Here is a 15928-nt window from a genome sequence, read left to right as displayed (position 1 = left end):
ACAGGACGGCGAACATGAACAGCCCCCGGACCGCCACCGGTCCGTCCACCCAGGACCCCGCCGCGGCAGAGGCGGTCTTCCTGGCCGCTCACCTGACCCTGCTCACCCCGCTGGACGTCCGCCCCGGTGACGTGGTCGCCGACATCGGCCCCGGCGCGGGCGCGGTCACCATCGCGCTGGCACGGGCGGTGGGTGACACCGGTCGGGTCTACGCGGTGGACAACGACCCCGCGATGCTCGACGCGGTGGCCCGTTCGGCACGCGAAGCCGACGTGGCCGACCGGGTCCGGTTGGTGCGGCACGACCTGGAGGACGGCCCGCCACCGATCCCGGAGCCGGTGTCCGCGGTCTGGTCGGCGGCGTGCGTGCACCACACCCGGGACTGGGCCGCGGCCGTGGCCGGCCTCGCGCGCCTGCTCCGCCCCGGCGGAGTGCTGTGCCTGGCCGAAGGCGGCCTGCCGACGCGCTGCCTGCCGTGGGACACCGGAGTCGGCCGCCCCGGCCTGGAGGTGCGCCTGGACGAGGCGCACAACCGCTGGTTCACCGACTGGTTCGACCAGCACACCGGCCAGGCGAGGCAGACCGGCGGCTGGGTCGACCTGCTGGCCGACGCGGGACTGGTCGACGTCTCCAGTCGCAGCGCCCTCGTGGACGTGCCCGCTCCCCTGCCGGACCACGTGCGCGCCACGGTGCTGGCCGAACTCGCGGCACGGGTCGGTCGGGCACGTCCGTTCCTGACCGACGAGGACGCCGCCGCGTGGGCACGGCTGCTCGATCCCGCCGACCCCGCGTGGGCCGGTCGACGCACGGATCTGGCCCTGCTCACCGCTTTGTCGTCCCACCGGGGACGCGCACCGGAGGCCGGCTGACCGCCCGCGGCGCCGGAAAGTGGTCCGTTCGGGCTAGTTGAAAACGATAATCATGTGCAAGACTTCGGCCGTGGTCCTACCGGACCGCACCGCCCCGCACGAATGGAGTGCACCGACCTTGCGCACGACTGCACGCATCGCCCTTCTCCTGACCGCGGTGACCGGCCTGTCCGGCCTCGTCGCCGCACCCGCGACGGCCGCACCGGTCGTCACCATCGACACCGGGCACGTCGACGTCTTCGGCGTCGCCTACGAGAACGGCGCGTTCGACCTGCACGTCCACGACGAGGCCGCCGAAGCCGAGTACGCGCCCTCCGAGGTGCTGCTGGTCGCCAAGTCCGCGGCGAAGACCACCGTGCCCGCCGACCCCGCCTACTCCTTCCTCGGCGCACCCGGCGCGCCGGTCTGGGTGCTGCCCGAGATCGAGGACCCGGACCTGCTGTGGCCCGGCATCGCCGCGGAAGAGGTGGAGCCCGGCGTGTTCGTCGAAGGCTCGCTCCGCCTGCGCGTCGTCGGCGTCTGCGGCCCCGACGACTTCAGCATCTTCACCACCGACGCGGTCGGCGCGCCGAACGTGCTGGTCGACAGCGGCAACGGCCTGCCCGACCGGATCGACCTGACCCCCGGCGGCCACCTCCACGCCAACTGGGCGTTCGAAGCGCCCGGGACCTACAGCGTCACCGTCCGCGCCACCGGCACCCTGGCCGCGACCGGTGAACGCGTCGTGTCCGCACCCGCCACCTACTCCTTCAAGGTGAACCGATGATCGCCCGCCTCACCGCCGCCGCACTCGCCACCGGGCTCGCCCTGCTCACCACGGGTACCGCCCACGCGGCCGTCACCCTCTCCGCCGGCCACGTCGACGTCATCGACGTCGACTGGACCGGCAGCGCGCTCACGCTCGACCTCCGCGACGGCACCACGTCGCCGGCGGTCGACCGCGACCCGTCGACCGTCACGCTCGACGCCGTACCGGCGAGCAAGTCCACCGTCCCCTCCGGCAGCGCCTACTCGTTCCTCGGCGCACCGGGGTCGACGTTCTGGGTCCTGCCGCAGAACCAGGTCGGCGGAATCCTGTGGCCGGGCCTCGACACCGCGGGCGTCCCCAGCGGCGTGCTGCTGAACAACTCGATGACGGTGAAGCTCGTCTCCGTCACCGGACCCGCCGACTTCAGCGTCTACACCACCGGCTTCGGCGGCACGCCGACCGTGTGGTTCGACAGCGGCAACGGCCTGCCCGACAGCCGCACCCTGGCGATCAACAGCCACGCCCACGCCAACTGGGCGTTCGAGGCGGCCGGCACCTACACCGCCGTCTTCGAGGTCACCGCCACCAAGGCGGCCGGCGGCGCGATCACCACCGGCCAGAAGAGCTACACCTTCACCGTCCAGCCCTGACCACCACGAGACCGGGTCTGCGGCGCGCACCGAACGGTGGGCGCCGCAGACCCGTATGTCGGGTCGGACCGCGCGCAGCCGTCGACCGGCCTGTCGTGGGCGCATCGCCTTTGCGCAGGAGGACGGGCGCAGAAGGAGGGGCGAGGCCCCGCGTCCAGGTGAGCGGTCGACGGGCCGGGTCGACTCTCGCGCCACCACCCGCGGCTCCAGTGGGTGAACAAATCCCCATCGGGTGTCACCTGGTGTGTTCTCCCATCGCCCGTGGCAACGTCGGTCTGGTGCATCTGTCACCTCAGGAGCGGGACAAGCTGCTCGTCCACGTGGCCGCCGACCTGGCCCGACGGCGGCTGGAGAGCGGTCTGCGGCTGAACCAGCCGGAGGCCGTCGCGTTGATCACCTCGTACTTGCTGGAAGGCGCGCGAGCGGGCCGGGGCGTGGCCGAGCTGGCCGCTTCGGGCCGCAACGTGCTGCGCCGGAACCAGGTGCTGGACGGCGTGCCGGACATGGTCGACATGGTGCAGGTCGAGGCGACGTTCCCGGACGGCACCAAGCTCGTCACCGTCCACGACCCGATCCCCTAGATCCCCAGCTGCGGAGGACCGCGTGCGTCCAGGTGAGATCATCCCGGCCCGAGCGGCGGTGCCGCTCAACCCGAACCGGCCCCGAACGCACGTGGAAGTGGTCAACAAGGGCGACCGGCCGGTCCAGGTCGGTTCGCACTTCCACTTCGGCGCGGTCAACCCCGCGCTGGAGTTCGACCGGGCGGCGGCCTGGGGCCAACGCCTGGACATCCCGGCGGGCACGGCCGTGCGGTTCGAGCCCAACGTGAAGCGCGAGGTCCGCCTCGTGCCGATCGGTGGCCGGCGCGTCATCGCCGGACTGCGGTGGGAGTTCGCGGGCGGACTGGACGAGCGCGGGCCGGACGCGAGCGAACCACCGGACAGCGCCAAACCCGACCCGGCCGAGGGCAGCCGATGACGGGCGGGTGGGAGATCAAGCGGCGCCGCTACGCCGAACTGCTCGGGCCGACGGTCGGGGACAAGATCCGGCTCGCGGACACGCACCTGGTGATAGAGCCGACCGAGGACCGCTCGATGGGCCCCGGGGGTTCGGGCGACGAGGTCGTCTTCGGCGGCGGCAAGGTCATCCGGGAGTCGATGGGGCAGGCGTCGACCACGCGCGCGGAAGGCGCCCCGGACCTGGTGATCACGGGCGCCGTGGTGCTCGACCACTGGGGCGTGGTCAAGGCCGACGTCGGCGTCCGGGACGGGAAGATCGTCGGCATCGGCAAGGCGGGCAACCCCGACACCATGGACGGGGTCGACCCGGCGTTGATCATCGGTCCCGGCACCGAGGTCGTCGCCGGCAACGGCCGGATCCTCACCGCCGGCGGCGTCGACTGCCACGTCCACTTCGTCTGCCCGCAACTGGTCGACTCGGCCCTGGCGGGCGGTCTGACCACCCTGATCGGCGGCGGGACCGGTCCGGCGGACGGCAGCAAGGCCACCACCGTGACACCGGGCCCGTGGAACCTGGCCCGGATGTTCCGCGCCATGGACGGCCAACCGGTGAACGTCCTGCAACTGGGCAAGGGCTGCACCGCTCACCCCGCCGGCCTGTGGGAGCAGCTGCGGGCGGGTGCCGGCGGGTTCAAGATCCACGAGGACTGGGGCGCGACGCCCGCGGCGCTCGACATGGCGCTGAGCGTGGCGGAGCTGAGCGGCGTGCAGGTCGCCATCCACACCGACACCCTGAACGAAGCCGGTTTCCTGGAGTCCACGATGAAGGCCATCGGGGAGCGCTCCGTCAACGCCTACCACGCCGAGGGCGCCGGTGGCGGGCACGCGCCGGACATCCTGTGCGTCGTCTCCTACCCCAACGTGCTGCCCTCCTCGACCAACCCGACCCGGCCGCACACCGTCAACACGTTCGACGAGCACCTGGACATGCTGATGGTGGCCCACCACCTCAACCGGTCCATCCCGGAGGACCTGGCCTTCGCGAGCAGCCGCATCCGGCCCAGCACGATCGCCGCCGAGGACGTGCTGCAGGACATGGGCGCGATCTCGATGATCAGCTCCGACGCGCTGGCCATGGGTCGGATCAGCGAGGTCGCCCTGCGCACCTGGCAGACGGCGCACGTGATGAAGGCGAAGCGCGGCCGGTCGACCGAGGACGCGAACGCGGACAACGACAACATGCGGGCACGCCGGTACGTCGCCAAGTACACGATCAACCCCGCGATCGCGCACGGCATCGACCACGTGGTCGGCTCGGTGGAGGTCGACAAGCTGGCCGACCTGGTGCTGTGGGAGCCGAAGTACTTCGGGGTGCGCCCGCACCTGGTGTTCAAGGGCGGGTTCATCGCCTGGGCCCAGATGGGCGACCCGAGCGCTTCCATCCCGACGCCGCAACCGGTGTGGTCGCGCCCGATGTACGGGTCCGCGCCGAAGGTCGCCGCCGAGTGCAGCGTGCACTTCGTCGCCGAAGAGGCGATGGAGGTCGACCTGCAAGCGGACCTGAAGACGGCCACGCCGTTGGAGGCGGTGCACAACACCCGAAGGGTGTTCAAGGACAGGATGAAGCTCAACAGCGAACTCCCCGAAGTCGTCGTGCGGCCGGACAACTTCGCCGTCTACATCAACGACGAGCTGGTCGAACCCGATCCGGTGTCGGAGTTGCCCATGGCGCAGCGCTACTTCCTGTTCTGATGAGCGCCGACGAGCTGACGTGCGCCGCGGGGACGGCCGCCGTGCTGTGCCTGGCGGACTCGCGCTTCCCCGGCGGCGGGCACGCCCACTCCGGCGGGCTCGAAGAGGCGGTCGCCCGGGGTCTCGTCACCGACGTCCCGACGTTGGCCTCGTTCCTGCGCGCCAGGCTCCGCACGGTCGGCGCGCTCGCCGCCGCCGTCGCCGCCGTCGCCGCCACGGCCGCCCGCACCGGTCGAGAACGGGACTGGTGGCGTGAGCTGGACGTCGAAGTCGACGCCCGCACCCCGTCCCCCGCGCAACGCGAGACGTCACGCGCACAGGGCCGCGGCATGGCCCGCGCCGGACGGCTCGCCTGGCCGTCACCGGTGCTGGACGACCTGCTGGCGGCCATACCCCGGCCACACCACCCCGTCGCGCTGGGCGCGCTGGCCGGGATCGGGGGCGCGCCACCGCGCCACGCCGCGCTCGCCGCCGCCTACCTGTCGGTCAGCGGACCGGCGAGCGCCTGCGTCCGGCTGCTGGGCCTGGACCCGTTCCGGGTCAACGCGGTCGTCGCCGACCTGTCCGCGCTGATCGGGCGCATCTCCGCGACCGCGGCCGGGACGTGCGACCGGCCACCCGCCGAACTGCCCGCGCCGAGCGCGCCCGCCCTCGACCTCTTCGCCGAGACCCATGACCGAACCCACCGCTTGGAGGTGCGTCTCTTTGCCGGCTGACCGCACGACCGGACACGGCCACTCGCATCCGGTCCACTTCGATCCCACCCGCACCGCCCCGGACCCGTACCAGCGCCAGGTCGACCGGGGACGCGCGTTCCGCCTCGGCATCGGCGGCCCGGTCGGCTGCGGCAAGACCGCCCTGGTCGCCGCGCTGTGCCGAGCCCTGGGCGACGAGCTGGAACTCGCGGTGGTGACCAACGACATCTACACCACCGAGGACGCCGACTTCCTGCGCCGCGCGGGCGTGCTGGACCCGGAGCGCATCGAGGCCGTGCAGACCGGAGCCTGCCCGCACACCGCGATCCGCGACGACATCACCGCCAACCTCGACGCCGTCGAACTGCTGGAAGAGCGCTTCCCGGTGCTGGACCTCGTGGTCATCGAGAGCGGTGGCGACAACCTCACCGCCACCTTCAGCCGCGGCCTGGTCGACCGGCAGGTCTTCGTCGTGGACGTCTCCGGCGGCGACAAGGTGCCCCGCAAGGGCGGCCCCGGCGTCACGACCGCGGACCTGCTCGTCATCAACAAGACCGACCTGGCCGAGCACGTCGGCGCCGACCTGGACGTCATGCTCTCCGACGCGCACCGCATGCGCCGCCACGAGCTGCCGGTGATCACCCAGTCGCTCGTGCACACGCCGGACGCGCCCGACGTGGCCGCCTGGGTCCGCGCCGTGCTCTGCCAGGACCAGGCCGACGTCGGCCGGCTCTCGGGCACGGCGTGAAGGCCGTCGCCCGGCTGGTGGTGGAACGCGACGGCACCGGTCGCAGCGTCGTGCGCGACCTGCGATCGGTGTCGCCGCTGACGCTGATGCCCTGTCCCGCCGCACGGCACGACGAGGACCCGGACACCGCGCTGGTCCACGTCGTCGGCTCCGCCGCCGCACCGCTGGGCGGCGACGTCCTGGAGCTCGCGGTCGAGGTGGGTCCGGGCGCCGCGCTCACCCTGCGCGTGATCGGCGCGACCCTCGTGCTGCCCGGCCAACGCCCCGGCCCCAGCCACACGTCGGTGACCTTCGACGTCGCGGAGGGCGGGCGGCTGGAGTACCTGACCGAACCCACCATCGTCGCCGCCGGTGCCCGCCACCACGCTTCGTTGCGCGCCGACCTCGCCCCCGACGCCCGGTTGCGCCTCCGCGAGGTCGTCGTCCTCGGCCGCAGCGGCGAACAGCCGGGACGATTCCGCGGCGACACCCTCGTGCGCCGTGACGGCACCACACTGCTGTGCCAACACCTCGACCTCGGCGACCCCGACCTCGACGTCTCCCCCGCGCACCTGGCCGGTCACCACGTCATCGCCACCGACCTGCTCGTCGGCGAACCCGACCCGGCCGAACCGGCGGTCGGCGAGTGGTGGTCGCTCGTGCCCCTGGCCCACGGCGGTTCGCTGGCCACCGCCCTGGCCGACGACACCGTCACCGCCTACCGCCTCCTGGACACCGCCACCGCCGCCCGTCCCGGTCTTCCGCTCCGCCGGTCGCGGCGTCCGCCCGACCGGGCGCGGGAGGTTCAGCCATCGGTGGTGGCGGTAGCCGCTAACGTCCGGGCGTGATGCCCTCCACCGGAACGACACCCGCCAGACCACCCGGCACGCTGATCCGCGCCCAACCGCTCGCGTCCCGCTTCAAACCGGACCACGCCGACGTCGCGTACCGCGTGTTCTACCAGGGCGTCGGCCACGACGGCCGGGGGCGGCTCGTCACCGGGTCGGTGTTCATCCCCGACGGCACGCCTCCCGCCGACGGCTGGCCCGTGGTCAGCTACGCCCACGGCACGACGGGCCTGTCCGACCGCACCGCACCCTCCCGCACCGGCCTGCTCCGCTTGGAGCGCAACCACATCGCGGGGTGGCTCGCGGCCGGCTACGCCGTCGCGGCGACGGACTACGAAGGCCTTGCCACGCCCGGACCGCACCCGTACTTCAACGGCGAGGCCGTGTCCGACGACGTGGTCGACATCGTCCGCGCCGCCCGCCGGCTCGACCACCCGCTCGACCGCCGCTGGCTCGTCGCGGGCTTCTCGCAAGGCGGCCACGCCGCCCTGTTCACCGCCCTCATCGCCACGAACTACGCGCCGGAACTGGACTTCCTGGGCACGGTCGCGCTCGCGCCGCCCGTCCACCTGGTCCGCGTCATCGCCACCCGCACCAGCGACGCGTCCGCCACCGTCTGCCCGTTCGTGCCGATCGTGCTGGCGGGCATGCGCACCCGGTACCCCGACTTCACCCACGGCTTCCTCACCGAGCGCGGCACCACCCTGGTGGACCTGGCCGAGCGCGTGTCGCTGGTCGAGCTGTTCCGCGCCACCAAGGCGATCACCAACGACGAGACCGGCATGACCGACCTGACCCGCCACCACCACGTGGAACGGGTGCTCGACGAGTGCCGCGTCCCGATCACCCGCCTGGACCGCCCGGTCTTCCTCGCCGCCGCCGGCAACGACGAGATCGTGCCGCCGGCCGTGATCCACGACTTCGCCGACGACATCGCCACCGCGGGCAGCACCGTCCGGCTGACGACGTACCCGGACGCCGACCACGGCACGATCCTCACCGCGGCCCGCGACGACGCGACGGCCTGGGCGGCGGCGGTCACCGGCCACTCCCCCGCGCCCGTCACCCCGTCGCCGCGCTTCGACCTGCTGGACGCCACCGGCGACGGCTACCTGCGCCGCGACGACTACGAGGTCTTCGCCCTGCGCCTGGTCCAGTCGTTCGGCCACCCGCCCCGGTCCGCCGCCGCGATGGCCGTCCGCTCCGCCTACCGCGCCCTGTGGCGGGCGCTGGCCGCCGAGTCCGACGCGGACCAGGACGGACGCGTCACCAAGGCCGAGTTCCTCGCCTGGGCGGCCCGCGCCACGCACACGGCGTTCGAGGACACGCTGCGCCCGTTGGCGACGGCCGTGCTGGCACTGGTCGACGCCGACGGCACGGGCGTGGTGGAACGCGACGAGTTCCGCACCCTGATGACCCGCTGCGGCCTGCCCGACCACGACGCCCGCACCCTGTTCGAACGCCTCGACACGGACCACCGCGGCATTGTCGGGGTGACGGAGGTGGTCCGGACCGCCAGGGACTTCTGCCTCGACCCGACCCCCGACAAGCCCGGTCACTGGCTGTTCGGCCGGTTCTGACGTCCGCGTGAGCGGACTAGTCGGCGCCCATCACGAGACCCTCGATGGTGTGCTTCTGCACCAGCGGTTCGAGGCGGTCCACGACCCTGCACCCGAGGTGGGCGCGGACTTCCCCGGGCAGCTGCTCGTAGTAGGCGCGGCTGACGACCAGGTCGTTGCGGTCGTTCTCGACCCCGCCGGCCGCCAGTCCGAGGACCACGACGGGCCGGGCGGACTGCGACCGGTTGGGCGTGCCGCGGTGGATGGTCAGGGCGGAACGCGCCGAGATGTCACCCCGTTGGGGCATCTTCTGCTGGACGAGCGCTTCGTAGCGCGGGTACAGCGACTTGGGCGGGAACATGCCGTGGTCGAACCCGGTGGCGTCGTCCCACTGCGTGCCGGGTGCGATCTCGAACGGCCCCATCTCGGGCACCGTGTCGACCGTCGTCACGTTCAACGCCAACGAGGTGAGCCGCCGGTCCTCCACGGTTTCCCTCGGCGCCGGGAAGTCACGGTGCCACGGCTGGGTGACCGCACCCGGCAGCGGCACGTCGAAGCCGATCTCGACGACCCGGTAGTCCGACCCCAGCACCGCCGTCGCGAGGTCGACTACCCACGGGTGGGTCACCAAATCCACGAAGCCCCTGATCCGCTCGGGGTGGACCTCGACGTAGTAGCGGTTCGGGCCACGGCCGATCGCGCCGTCCGGACGCGCGAGCGCCTCCCGGAACAACAGGTCCACGTCCTCGCCGAGCCGATCGGCCCAGTCGGGCGTGAACGCGCCGCGCAAGGCGACGATGCCGTCCGAGTACAGCGTCCTCACCAGGGTGTCCACGTCGTGCGTGCCGGTCATGACCACCTCTTCCAGACGTCGGCTGAGCGGGCCGTTCCCGAACCTAGCAGCGGCCGGCGGATTTTCCAACGTTGTAACGGCAGTCCGAACCGATCGTCCGCAGCCCCTCGATACATCCGAACGGTCGATGCCGTTCTTGCCGGCGACTGCGTAGGTTGCGATGGATGGTCACTTCCTCACCGTGGGAGAGCGCATGAGGAAAATTCTCAACCGGCGACACCTGCTCGTCGGCATGTCGGCCCTGCTGGTCTGCTCGGCGACGTCCCCGGTGACGGCGGCGGCCGACACCGCCGACGTCGTGGCGGAGACGCTGCGGAACATGACGCTGGAGGAGAAAGTCGGCCAGCTGTTCGTCACCTACGCCTACGGGGCGACGGTCGACGCGGCCGATTCCGCGTCGGTAGCGGCCAACAGGCGCTCCCACGGTGTCGACAACGCCCAGCAGCTGATCGAGAAGTACCACCTCGGCGGCATCATCTACTTCGCGTGGTCGGGCAACACGGTCAACCCGGCCCAGATCACCGAGCTGTCGAACGGCATCCAGCGCGTGTCCGCGATCCCCGCGCTGGTGAGCACCGACCAGGAGCACGGCGTGGTGTCGCGGATCGGCGCGCCGGCCACGCCGTTCCCCGGCAACATGGCGCTCGGCGCCGCCCGCAGCCCCGGGTCGGCGGGCACCGCTGCCACGATCGCCGGGCGGGAACTGCGCGCGGTGGGGGTCAACCAGAACTTCGCGCCCGTCGCCGACGTCAACGTCAACGCGCTCAACCCGGTCATCGGTGTCCGTTCGTTCAGCGAGGACCCGCAGCTCACCGCCCGGCTCGTCGAAGCACAGGTGCGGGGGTACCAGCGGGGTGGCGTCTCGGCCACCGCCAAGCACTTCCCGGGGCACGGCGACACCGCCGTGGACAGCCACACCGGGCTACCGGTGATCGGCCACAGCCCGGAGGAGTGGGAGCGGCTGGACGCGCCGCCGTTCCGCCGTGCGATCGCGGCCGGCGTCGACTCGATCATGACCGCGCACATCGTGGTGCCCGCGCTCGACCCGTCCGGCGACCCGGCCACGCTCTCCCGGCCGATCATGACGGGCATCCTGCGCGACCGGCTCGGCTACGACGGCGTGGTGGTCACCGACTCGCTCGGGATGGCGGGCGTCCGGCAGAAGTACGGCGACGACCGCGTGCCGGTGCTGGCGCTGAAGGCGGGCGTCGACCAGTTGCTGATGCCGCCGAACATCGACCTCGCGTACAACGCGGTGCTGGCGGCGGTGCGCGGCGGCGAGCTGACCGAGGACCGCATCGACCAGTCCGTCCACCGCATCCTGCGGATGAAGGCCGGACGCGGGCTGTTCGGCGGTCAGTTCGCCGACCCGGCCGCCCTGCCCGAGCTGGTCGGCACCGAGCACAACAAGCGGACCGCGCAGCAGATCACGGACCGGACCACGACGCTCGTGCGCAACTCCGCCGGCGTCCTCCCGCTGACCACCCGCCCGGCGTCGGTCTTCACCACCGGCTGGGGAACCGCCGCCGATCCCGTGCCGCAGCGACTCGCGACGGCGGTCGGTCAGCGTTCGGCCGCAACGACATCCTTGCTCACCGGCGCGAACCCGAACCAGGCCACGATCGACCGCGCGGTGGCCGGTGCGGGCGCCGCCGACCTGACGATCGTCGCCACCAACAGGGCGTGGACCGACGTCGGCCAGCAGAACCTCGTGAAAGCGCTGCTGGCCACCGGGAAGCCGGTCGTCGTCATCGCGGTCCGCGACCCGTACGACATCGCGCACTTCCCCGACGCGCAGACCTACCTCGCGACGTACTCGTACACGGCCGTGTCGGTGGAGTCGGCGGTGCGGGTGCTCTACGGGGAGAACGCACCGGCCGGGAAGCTGCCCGTCACCATCCCGGTCGCGGGCGACCCGTCGACCGCGCTGCACCCGTTCGGCCACGGCCTGACCTGGGAAGGCTGAACCGATGCGCCACGCCGTCCGTCGACTGCTCACCGCCACCCTGTGCGGGCTGCTGGTCGCGACCACGCCCGCCGTCGGCCAGGAGGACACCGCCCCGGGCCTGCCGTCGGTGCCGCTGACCGTGATGTCCTACAACATCCACACCGGCATCGGCGTGGACGGCAGGCTCGACCTCGCACGGGTGGCAGCGGACATCAAAGCGGCCGACGCGGACGTGGTCGCCCTTCAGGAAGTCGACGTCCACTGGATGGCCCGCAGCGAGTGGCGGGACCAGGCGGCGGAACTGTCGGCGGCGGTCGGCATGGGCGTCTACTTCGCACCCATCTACGACCTGGACCCCTTGGAACCGGGACAGCCGCGGCGGCAGTACGGCGTGGCGGTGCTCAGCCGGCACCCGATCGTCGCGGCGGAGAACCACTCGATCACCCGGCTGTCCACGCAGGTGCCGAACCCGACACCCCAGCCCGCGCCGGGATTCCCCGAGGTCGAGCTGGACGTGCGCGGCGAACGCGTGCACGTCTACAACACGCACCTGGACTACCGCGCCGATCCGGCGGTGCGCCGGGCGCAGGTCGCCGACATGCTGCGCGTCATGGCCGACGACCGCGGCAAGGCGAGGGTGCTGCTCGGCGACTTCAACGCGGTGCCGACCGCACCGGAACTCGCACCGCTGTGGACGGAACTGGTCGACGCGTGGGCGATGACCGACCCGTCGTCACCCGGCCTGACCTACCCGGCACAGGCGCCCACCAAGCGCATCGACTACGTCGCCGCCGGCTACCCGGCCCGCGTCCGCGACACGCGCGTGATCACGACCGACGCGTCGGACCACCTGCCGGTGCTCGCCGAGCTGGCCGTCTCACGGCGACACGGGTCCCCGTGGGACGCCGCGCTCCCCCACCACCGCCTGCGGTACGGCCCGGCGCACCAGGCCGGGCTGGCCGCCGAGCACGTGGCACGGCTCGTGCCCGACGTCGAGGCGGGCGTGACGGCCACCCCGCAGGCCTACCCGGGCGGTGTGGTGCTGGCCGCGCGCAACGGCGTGATCGTCGAGCACGCGGCGGTGGGTGACGCGCTGCGCTTCGGGACCGACGGCGCGGAACTGCCGTCCGACCAGCGGATACCGATGCGCGAGGACACCATCTTCGACGCGGCGTCGATCTCGAAGCTGTTCACCACCGTGGTCGCCATGAGGCTGGTGGAGGGCGGCCGGATCGAACTCGACGCCCCCGCCGCCCGCTACCTGCCCGAGTTCGGCCAGACCAGCAAGCAGGACGTCACCCTCAGGCAGTTGCTGCTCCACACGTCCGGTCTGCCCGCCGGCCTCGCGATCGGGTCGTACCCGACGGTCGAGCAGCGGCTGGCCGCGATCTACGCGGTGGCTCTCCGGGCACAACCGGGGACGCGGTACGTGTACTCGGACCTGAGCCTCATCGTGATCGGCAAGGTGCTGGAACGCGTCACCGGCCGCTCGCTGCCCGACCTCGTGGCCGCCGAGATCACCGAGCCGCTGGGGTTGCGCGACACCATGTACACCCCGCCTTCGCACCTCCGTCCGCGCATCGCGCCCACCCAGTTCACGAGTGGTCCGCGCGGGCTGATCTGGGGCGAGGTGCACGACTCCACCTCCTGGTACCTCGGTGGGACCGCCGGGCACGCCGGGGTCTTCTCCACCGCGCACGACCTCGCGGTGTTCGCCCAGATGCTGCTCAACGGCGGGCAGTACGGCGACCGGCGCGTGCTGCGGCCGGAGAGCGTGCGGGAGATGACGCGGAACGGGAACGCCGCCATCCCCGGCGCCGACCGCGGGCTGGGCCTCGACCTGAACAAGCCCGCCTTCATGGGCATGCTCGCCACGCCCTACACGATCGGGCACACCGGGTACACCGGGACCTCGCTGGTCATCGACCCGGCGAGCCGCGCCTTCGTGATCCTGCTGACCAACCGCGTGCACCCGACCGCGGCCGGTCCGGCGACCAACCCCTACCGGCACGCCGCGGCGGACGACGTGGCCAGGGCCGTCCTGGACCACTGACCTGCGCTTTCTCGCGCTCTCAGGCAGAGGGTGACGTGCCTCATCGTTTGGCCGGCACCGGCCGCGGGCAATTACCTCGGCGTAGGTAGTTCGACCTGGAGGCACGATGCACGAGACAGACTTCGCACGGCCGGTCGCCAACCCCCGCCGGACCAAGCTCGACGCGGACTGGACCGCGCGACCGACCGACGTCGCGGACCGGTCGCAGCCGATGCCCCGCCCGACCACCGGCACAGGGGCGCGCTCGGTCGGCTGAGCCACTCCTGACCGGGGCGGGTCGAGCACCCGGTGCCCGAGGCCGGGTGCTCGACCCGCGCGGTCAGGCCCTCCTGCGGCCGGCCCGCGTCACCAGGCCGATGCCCGCCAGCAGCGTGAGCAACCCGATCAAAGCCGGCCAGGTCGCGCTCACGCCCGTCGCGGCCAGTTGCGCCGCCGTGGGCTGCTGCGCCGGCCCGGCTCCCGGTGGTGCCGCGCCAGGCGATGCGGGCGCGGACGGGTCACCGGGCTGAGGAGCCGGAGCGGGGTCCGGCTTGTCCGTGCCGGGAACGAGGAGCACGAGGTGGTTCACCGGCGAGCCGTTGTCGCTCGCCTGAACCGGGAACGCCGGGCCGCCGTAGACGATCTCCCACGGCCCGACCACGCCGAACCGGTGCGTGCCGGCGGGCACGTCGAAGAACTCGAACACGCCCGAAGCACTGGTCGTCGCGCGGACGAGGACCTCACCGGTGAACTGGTCCTTCAGGTAGACCTTCAGGTCGGGCACCGGCGCGCCGGGCGACGGAGCCCCCATCGGCACCGTCCCCGGCTTCGGGCGCTCCAACGCCACCACGCCCGCGACCTTCGGTGCCAGGCCTCCCGGCACCCGCGCGTGCACCTTGACGGTGATGTTCCCGTTGTAGTGCGGCGGCGCGCCGAAAGTGCAAGTCGCGTAGAGGTTCCCGGTGTCGAACATGCGGTCGTCGACGGGGATCGCCACGACGAAATCCCGACTCGCGTTCGCGGGCAGCGTGACACCGAGGCCTTCGGGCGCGAGCTCCCCGAGGTCGAGCGGAGCTCTGCCGGACGACGAGCACGACGCCGTGATCCCCGGGAGCAGCATCGACCCGCTGTTGGCCAGGGTCAACGCCAGACGAGCCGTGTCGCCCAGTCGGTAGGTCGGCTGGTCGAGCGCCCCGGTGGCGGTGAGCACCCGGTTCGCCAACGGGGTGCCGCGGATCAACAGGTCAGGGTCGTCCGCGCCGTCCACCTCGACGTCCAGGCCGGGGAACCACCACTCCTCGCTCCCGTACGTGACCGCGTAGCTCCCGCGGGGCAGGTCGCGGAACGTGAAGCGACCGGCCGAGTCGGTCGTCGCGGTGTACCCGGCGTAAGGGCGGCCTCCGGTGACGGAAACTTCGAGACCGGGCAGGGCCTCGCCCGCGTCCATCGCGTTGTCGGCGTCGCGGTCGCCGTAGACGGTCCCCGTGAAGGTGCCGCGGACCACTGTGATCGGGACGGTCACCGTCACCGTGTTGTCGGCCGGGTTCACGTCGGGTTCGACGCCGGACCTGGCCGTGACGACGAGGGTCAGCAGGTCGTCCGCGGTGGTGACCCGCGAGGTGAGCGTGCCCTCCGCTGCCTGCCCGGGTCCGATCGGCGGCGAGCCGCCGTAGCCGAACCCGGACCAGTAGTCGCTCGACAGGTTGCCGACCGAGTCCAGGAACACCCGGGACGCGGGCGCGGTTCCCAGGTTGGTCACCTTGGCCCGCACGGTGATCTCTTCGTCGGCGAAGTACGCCGGTTTGTCGAAGGCGACCGTGATCGTCAGATCCACCTGCCCCGCAACGGGTTCCGCCACGGGTTCCGCTGCCGCCGGATCGGTGGACTCGACCGGCGTCGTGGTCGTGGGTGGTTCGATCGAGGACGGCTCGGCCGGGAGCGGAGGTTCGGCGGTGGTGGGCTCGACCGGGTTCGCGGTCTCGGTCGGCGGCGTTTCGACCGGCTGTGTTTCGACCGGCTCGATCGCAGGCGGCTCGGTCGTGGTTTGTTCGGTCGTGGTTTGTTCGGTCGTAGTGGGTTCGGCGGGCGTCGAGTTGTCGCCGAACGCAGGTCCCGCCGACGCCCCCGCGCAGACGACGACAGTCAACATCAACGCGCCGACGGAGCGGCGTAATCGTGACATCGCGTGTTCCCCTCTGTCTGGTCCTCCCGTGACGTATCGCGTCCTCCACGCCGTTCGATACCGGATTCAGTAGCGAATTTCGAGCCGTTCCGCGTCGACATGATCG

15 protein-coding genes are annotated in these 15928 nt (G+C 72.2%); 13 read left to right on the top strand and 2 right to left on the bottom strand.

Annotated elements, in window-relative coordinates; all coding sequences use genetic code 11:
* Positions 1–14: 14 nt before the first annotated feature.
* The 10 genes from OQ02_RS22880 (at position 15) to OQ02_RS41185 (ending at position 8828) form a co-directional block, all read left to right on the top strand.
* Positions 15–869 (top strand): class I SAM-dependent methyltransferase, encoded by an 855-nt coding sequence (locus OQ02_RS22880; protein ID WP_033440594.1) that lies wholly within the window; start codon positions 15–17, stop codon positions 867–869.
* A 118-nt stretch (positions 870–987) separates the two neighbouring features.
* The gene (locus OQ02_RS22875) at positions 988–1635 is read left to right on the top strand and encodes a choice-of-anchor M domain-containing protein (RefSeq protein WP_033440667.1); all 648 of its coding nucleotides are present in this window, start codon (positions 988–990) and stop codon (positions 1633–1635) included.
* Entirely contained in the window at positions 1632–2267 is a 636-nt protein-coding gene (locus tag OQ02_RS22870; protein WP_033440593.1) for a choice-of-anchor M domain-containing protein, read from the top strand. The genes OQ02_RS22875 and OQ02_RS22870 overlap by 4 nt, the downstream gene beginning before the upstream one ends.
* A gap of 278 nt (positions 2268–2545) precedes the next feature.
* A complete protein-coding gene (locus OQ02_RS22865; RefSeq protein WP_033440592.1) occupies positions 2546–2848 on the top strand; it encodes an urease subunit gamma in 303 nt (100 codons plus the stop codon).
* A 22-nt stretch (positions 2849–2870) separates the two neighbouring features.
* Positions 2871–3245 (top strand): urease subunit beta, encoded by a 375-nt coding sequence (locus OQ02_RS22860; protein WP_051772680.1) that lies wholly within the window; start codon positions 2871–2873, stop codon positions 3243–3245.
* On the top strand, positions 3242–4978 hold the full coding sequence (locus tag OQ02_RS22855) for an urease subunit alpha (protein WP_033440591.1): 1737 nt from the start codon (positions 3242–3244) through the stop codon (positions 4976–4978). Before OQ02_RS22860 ends, OQ02_RS22855 begins: the two co-directional genes overlap by 4 nt.
* A complete protein-coding gene (locus OQ02_RS22850) occupies positions 4978–5694 on the top strand; it encodes an urease accessory protein UreF (RefSeq protein ID WP_051772679.1) in 717 nt (238 codons plus the stop codon). Before OQ02_RS22855 ends, OQ02_RS22850 begins: the two co-directional genes overlap by 1 nt.
* On the top strand, positions 5684–6421 hold the full coding sequence (gene ureG, locus OQ02_RS22845) for an urease accessory protein UreG (protein WP_051772678.1): 738 nt from the start codon (positions 5684–5686) through the stop codon (positions 6419–6421). Before OQ02_RS22850 ends, ureG begins: the two co-directional genes overlap by 11 nt.
* Positions 6418–7248 (top strand): urease accessory protein UreD, encoded by an 831-nt coding sequence (locus OQ02_RS22840; RefSeq protein WP_063747133.1) that lies wholly within the window; start codon positions 6418–6420, stop codon positions 7246–7248. The genes ureG and OQ02_RS22840 overlap by 4 nt, the downstream gene beginning before the upstream one ends.
* Positions 7248–8828, top strand: coding sequence for a lipase family protein (locus tag OQ02_RS41185; RefSeq protein WP_051772677.1), 1581 nt, complete (start codon positions 7248–7250; stop codon positions 8826–8828). Before OQ02_RS22840 ends, OQ02_RS41185 begins: the two co-directional genes overlap by 1 nt.
* Before the next feature lie 16 nt (positions 8829–8844).
* Here the strand turns inward: OQ02_RS41185 and OQ02_RS22830 are convergent, their stop codons facing one another.
* On the bottom strand, positions 8845–9660 hold the full coding sequence (locus OQ02_RS22830) for a phytanoyl-CoA dioxygenase family protein (protein WP_033440661.1): 816 nt from the start codon (positions 9658–9660) through the stop codon (positions 8845–8847).
* A gap of 193 nt (positions 9661–9853) precedes the next feature.
* Here OQ02_RS22830 and OQ02_RS22825 point away from each other — a divergent pair, with 193 nt between their 5' ends.
* The 3 genes from OQ02_RS22825 (at position 9854) to OQ02_RS43950 (ending at position 13917) form a co-directional block, all read left to right on the top strand.
* Positions 9854–11626: a glycoside hydrolase family 3 protein gene (locus OQ02_RS22825; RefSeq protein ID WP_051772676.1), complete on the top strand. Its 1773-nt coding sequence runs from the start codon at positions 9854–9856 to the stop codon at positions 11624–11626.
* A gap of 4 nt (positions 11627–11630) precedes the next feature.
* Positions 11631–13661, top strand: a complete 2031-nt coding sequence (locus tag OQ02_RS46980) for a serine hydrolase (protein WP_051772675.1) — start codon at positions 11631–11633, stop codon at positions 13659–13661.
* A gap of 106 nt (positions 13662–13767) precedes the next feature.
* Positions 13768–13917: a hypothetical protein gene (locus OQ02_RS43950; protein WP_156077222.1), complete on the top strand. Its 150-nt coding sequence runs from the start codon at positions 13768–13770 to the stop codon at positions 13915–13917.
* 63 nt (positions 13918–13980) lie between these two features.
* Here the strand turns inward: OQ02_RS43950 and OQ02_RS22815 are convergent, their stop codons facing one another.
* A complete protein-coding gene (locus OQ02_RS22815; protein WP_156077221.1) occupies positions 13981–15822 on the bottom strand; it encodes a carboxypeptidase-like regulatory domain-containing protein in 1842 nt (613 codons plus the stop codon).
* Positions 15823–15928: the final 106 nt, after the last annotated feature.

The sequence above is a fragment of the Saccharothrix sp. NRRL B-16314 genome, from assembly GCF_000716595.1.
Classification (GTDB): domain Bacteria; phylum Actinomycetota; class Actinomycetes; order Mycobacteriales; family Pseudonocardiaceae; genus Actinosynnema.
Note: the sequence above shows the minus strand (reverse complement) of the source record. Positions and strands in the feature narration are given on the sequence as shown.

Excerpts from the sequence above, each read along its gene's own strand:
- OQ02_RS22880 (WP_033440594.1), top strand. The coding sequence starts at position 15 with ATGAACAGCCCCCGGACCGCCACCGGTCCGTCCACCCAGGACCCCGCC.
- OQ02_RS22870 (WP_033440593.1), top strand. The coding sequence starts at position 1,632 with ATGATCGCCCGCCTCACCGCCGCCGCACTCGCCACCGGGCTCGCCCTG.
- OQ02_RS22855 (WP_033440591.1), top strand. The coding sequence starts at position 3,242 with ATGACGGGCGGGTGGGAGATCAAGCGGCGCCGCTACGCCGAACTGCTC.
- OQ02_RS22850 (WP_051772679.1), top strand. The coding sequence starts at position 4,978 with ATGAGCGCCGACGAGCTGACGTGCGCCGCGGGGACGGCCGCCGTGCTG.
- OQ02_RS41185 (WP_051772677.1), top strand. The coding sequence starts at position 7,248 with ATGCCCTCCACCGGAACGACACCCGCCAGACCACCCGGCACGCTGATC.
- OQ02_RS22830 (WP_033440661.1), bottom strand. The coding sequence starts at position 9,660 with ATGACCGGCACGCACGACGTGGACACCCTGGTGAGGACGCTGTACTCG.
- OQ02_RS22825 (WP_051772676.1), top strand. The coding sequence starts at position 9,854 with ATGAGGAAAATTCTCAACCGGCGACACCTGCTCGTCGGCATGTCGGCC.
- OQ02_RS46980 (WP_051772675.1), top strand. The coding sequence starts at position 11,631 with ATGCGCCACGCCGTCCGTCGACTGCTCACCGCCACCCTGTGCGGGCTG.
- OQ02_RS43950 (WP_156077222.1), top strand. The coding sequence starts at position 13,768 with ATGCACGAGACAGACTTCGCACGGCCGGTCGCCAACCCCCGCCGGACC.
- OQ02_RS22815 (WP_156077221.1), bottom strand. The coding sequence starts at position 15,822 with ATGTCACGATTACGCCGCTCCGTCGGCGCGTTGATGTTGACTGTCGTC.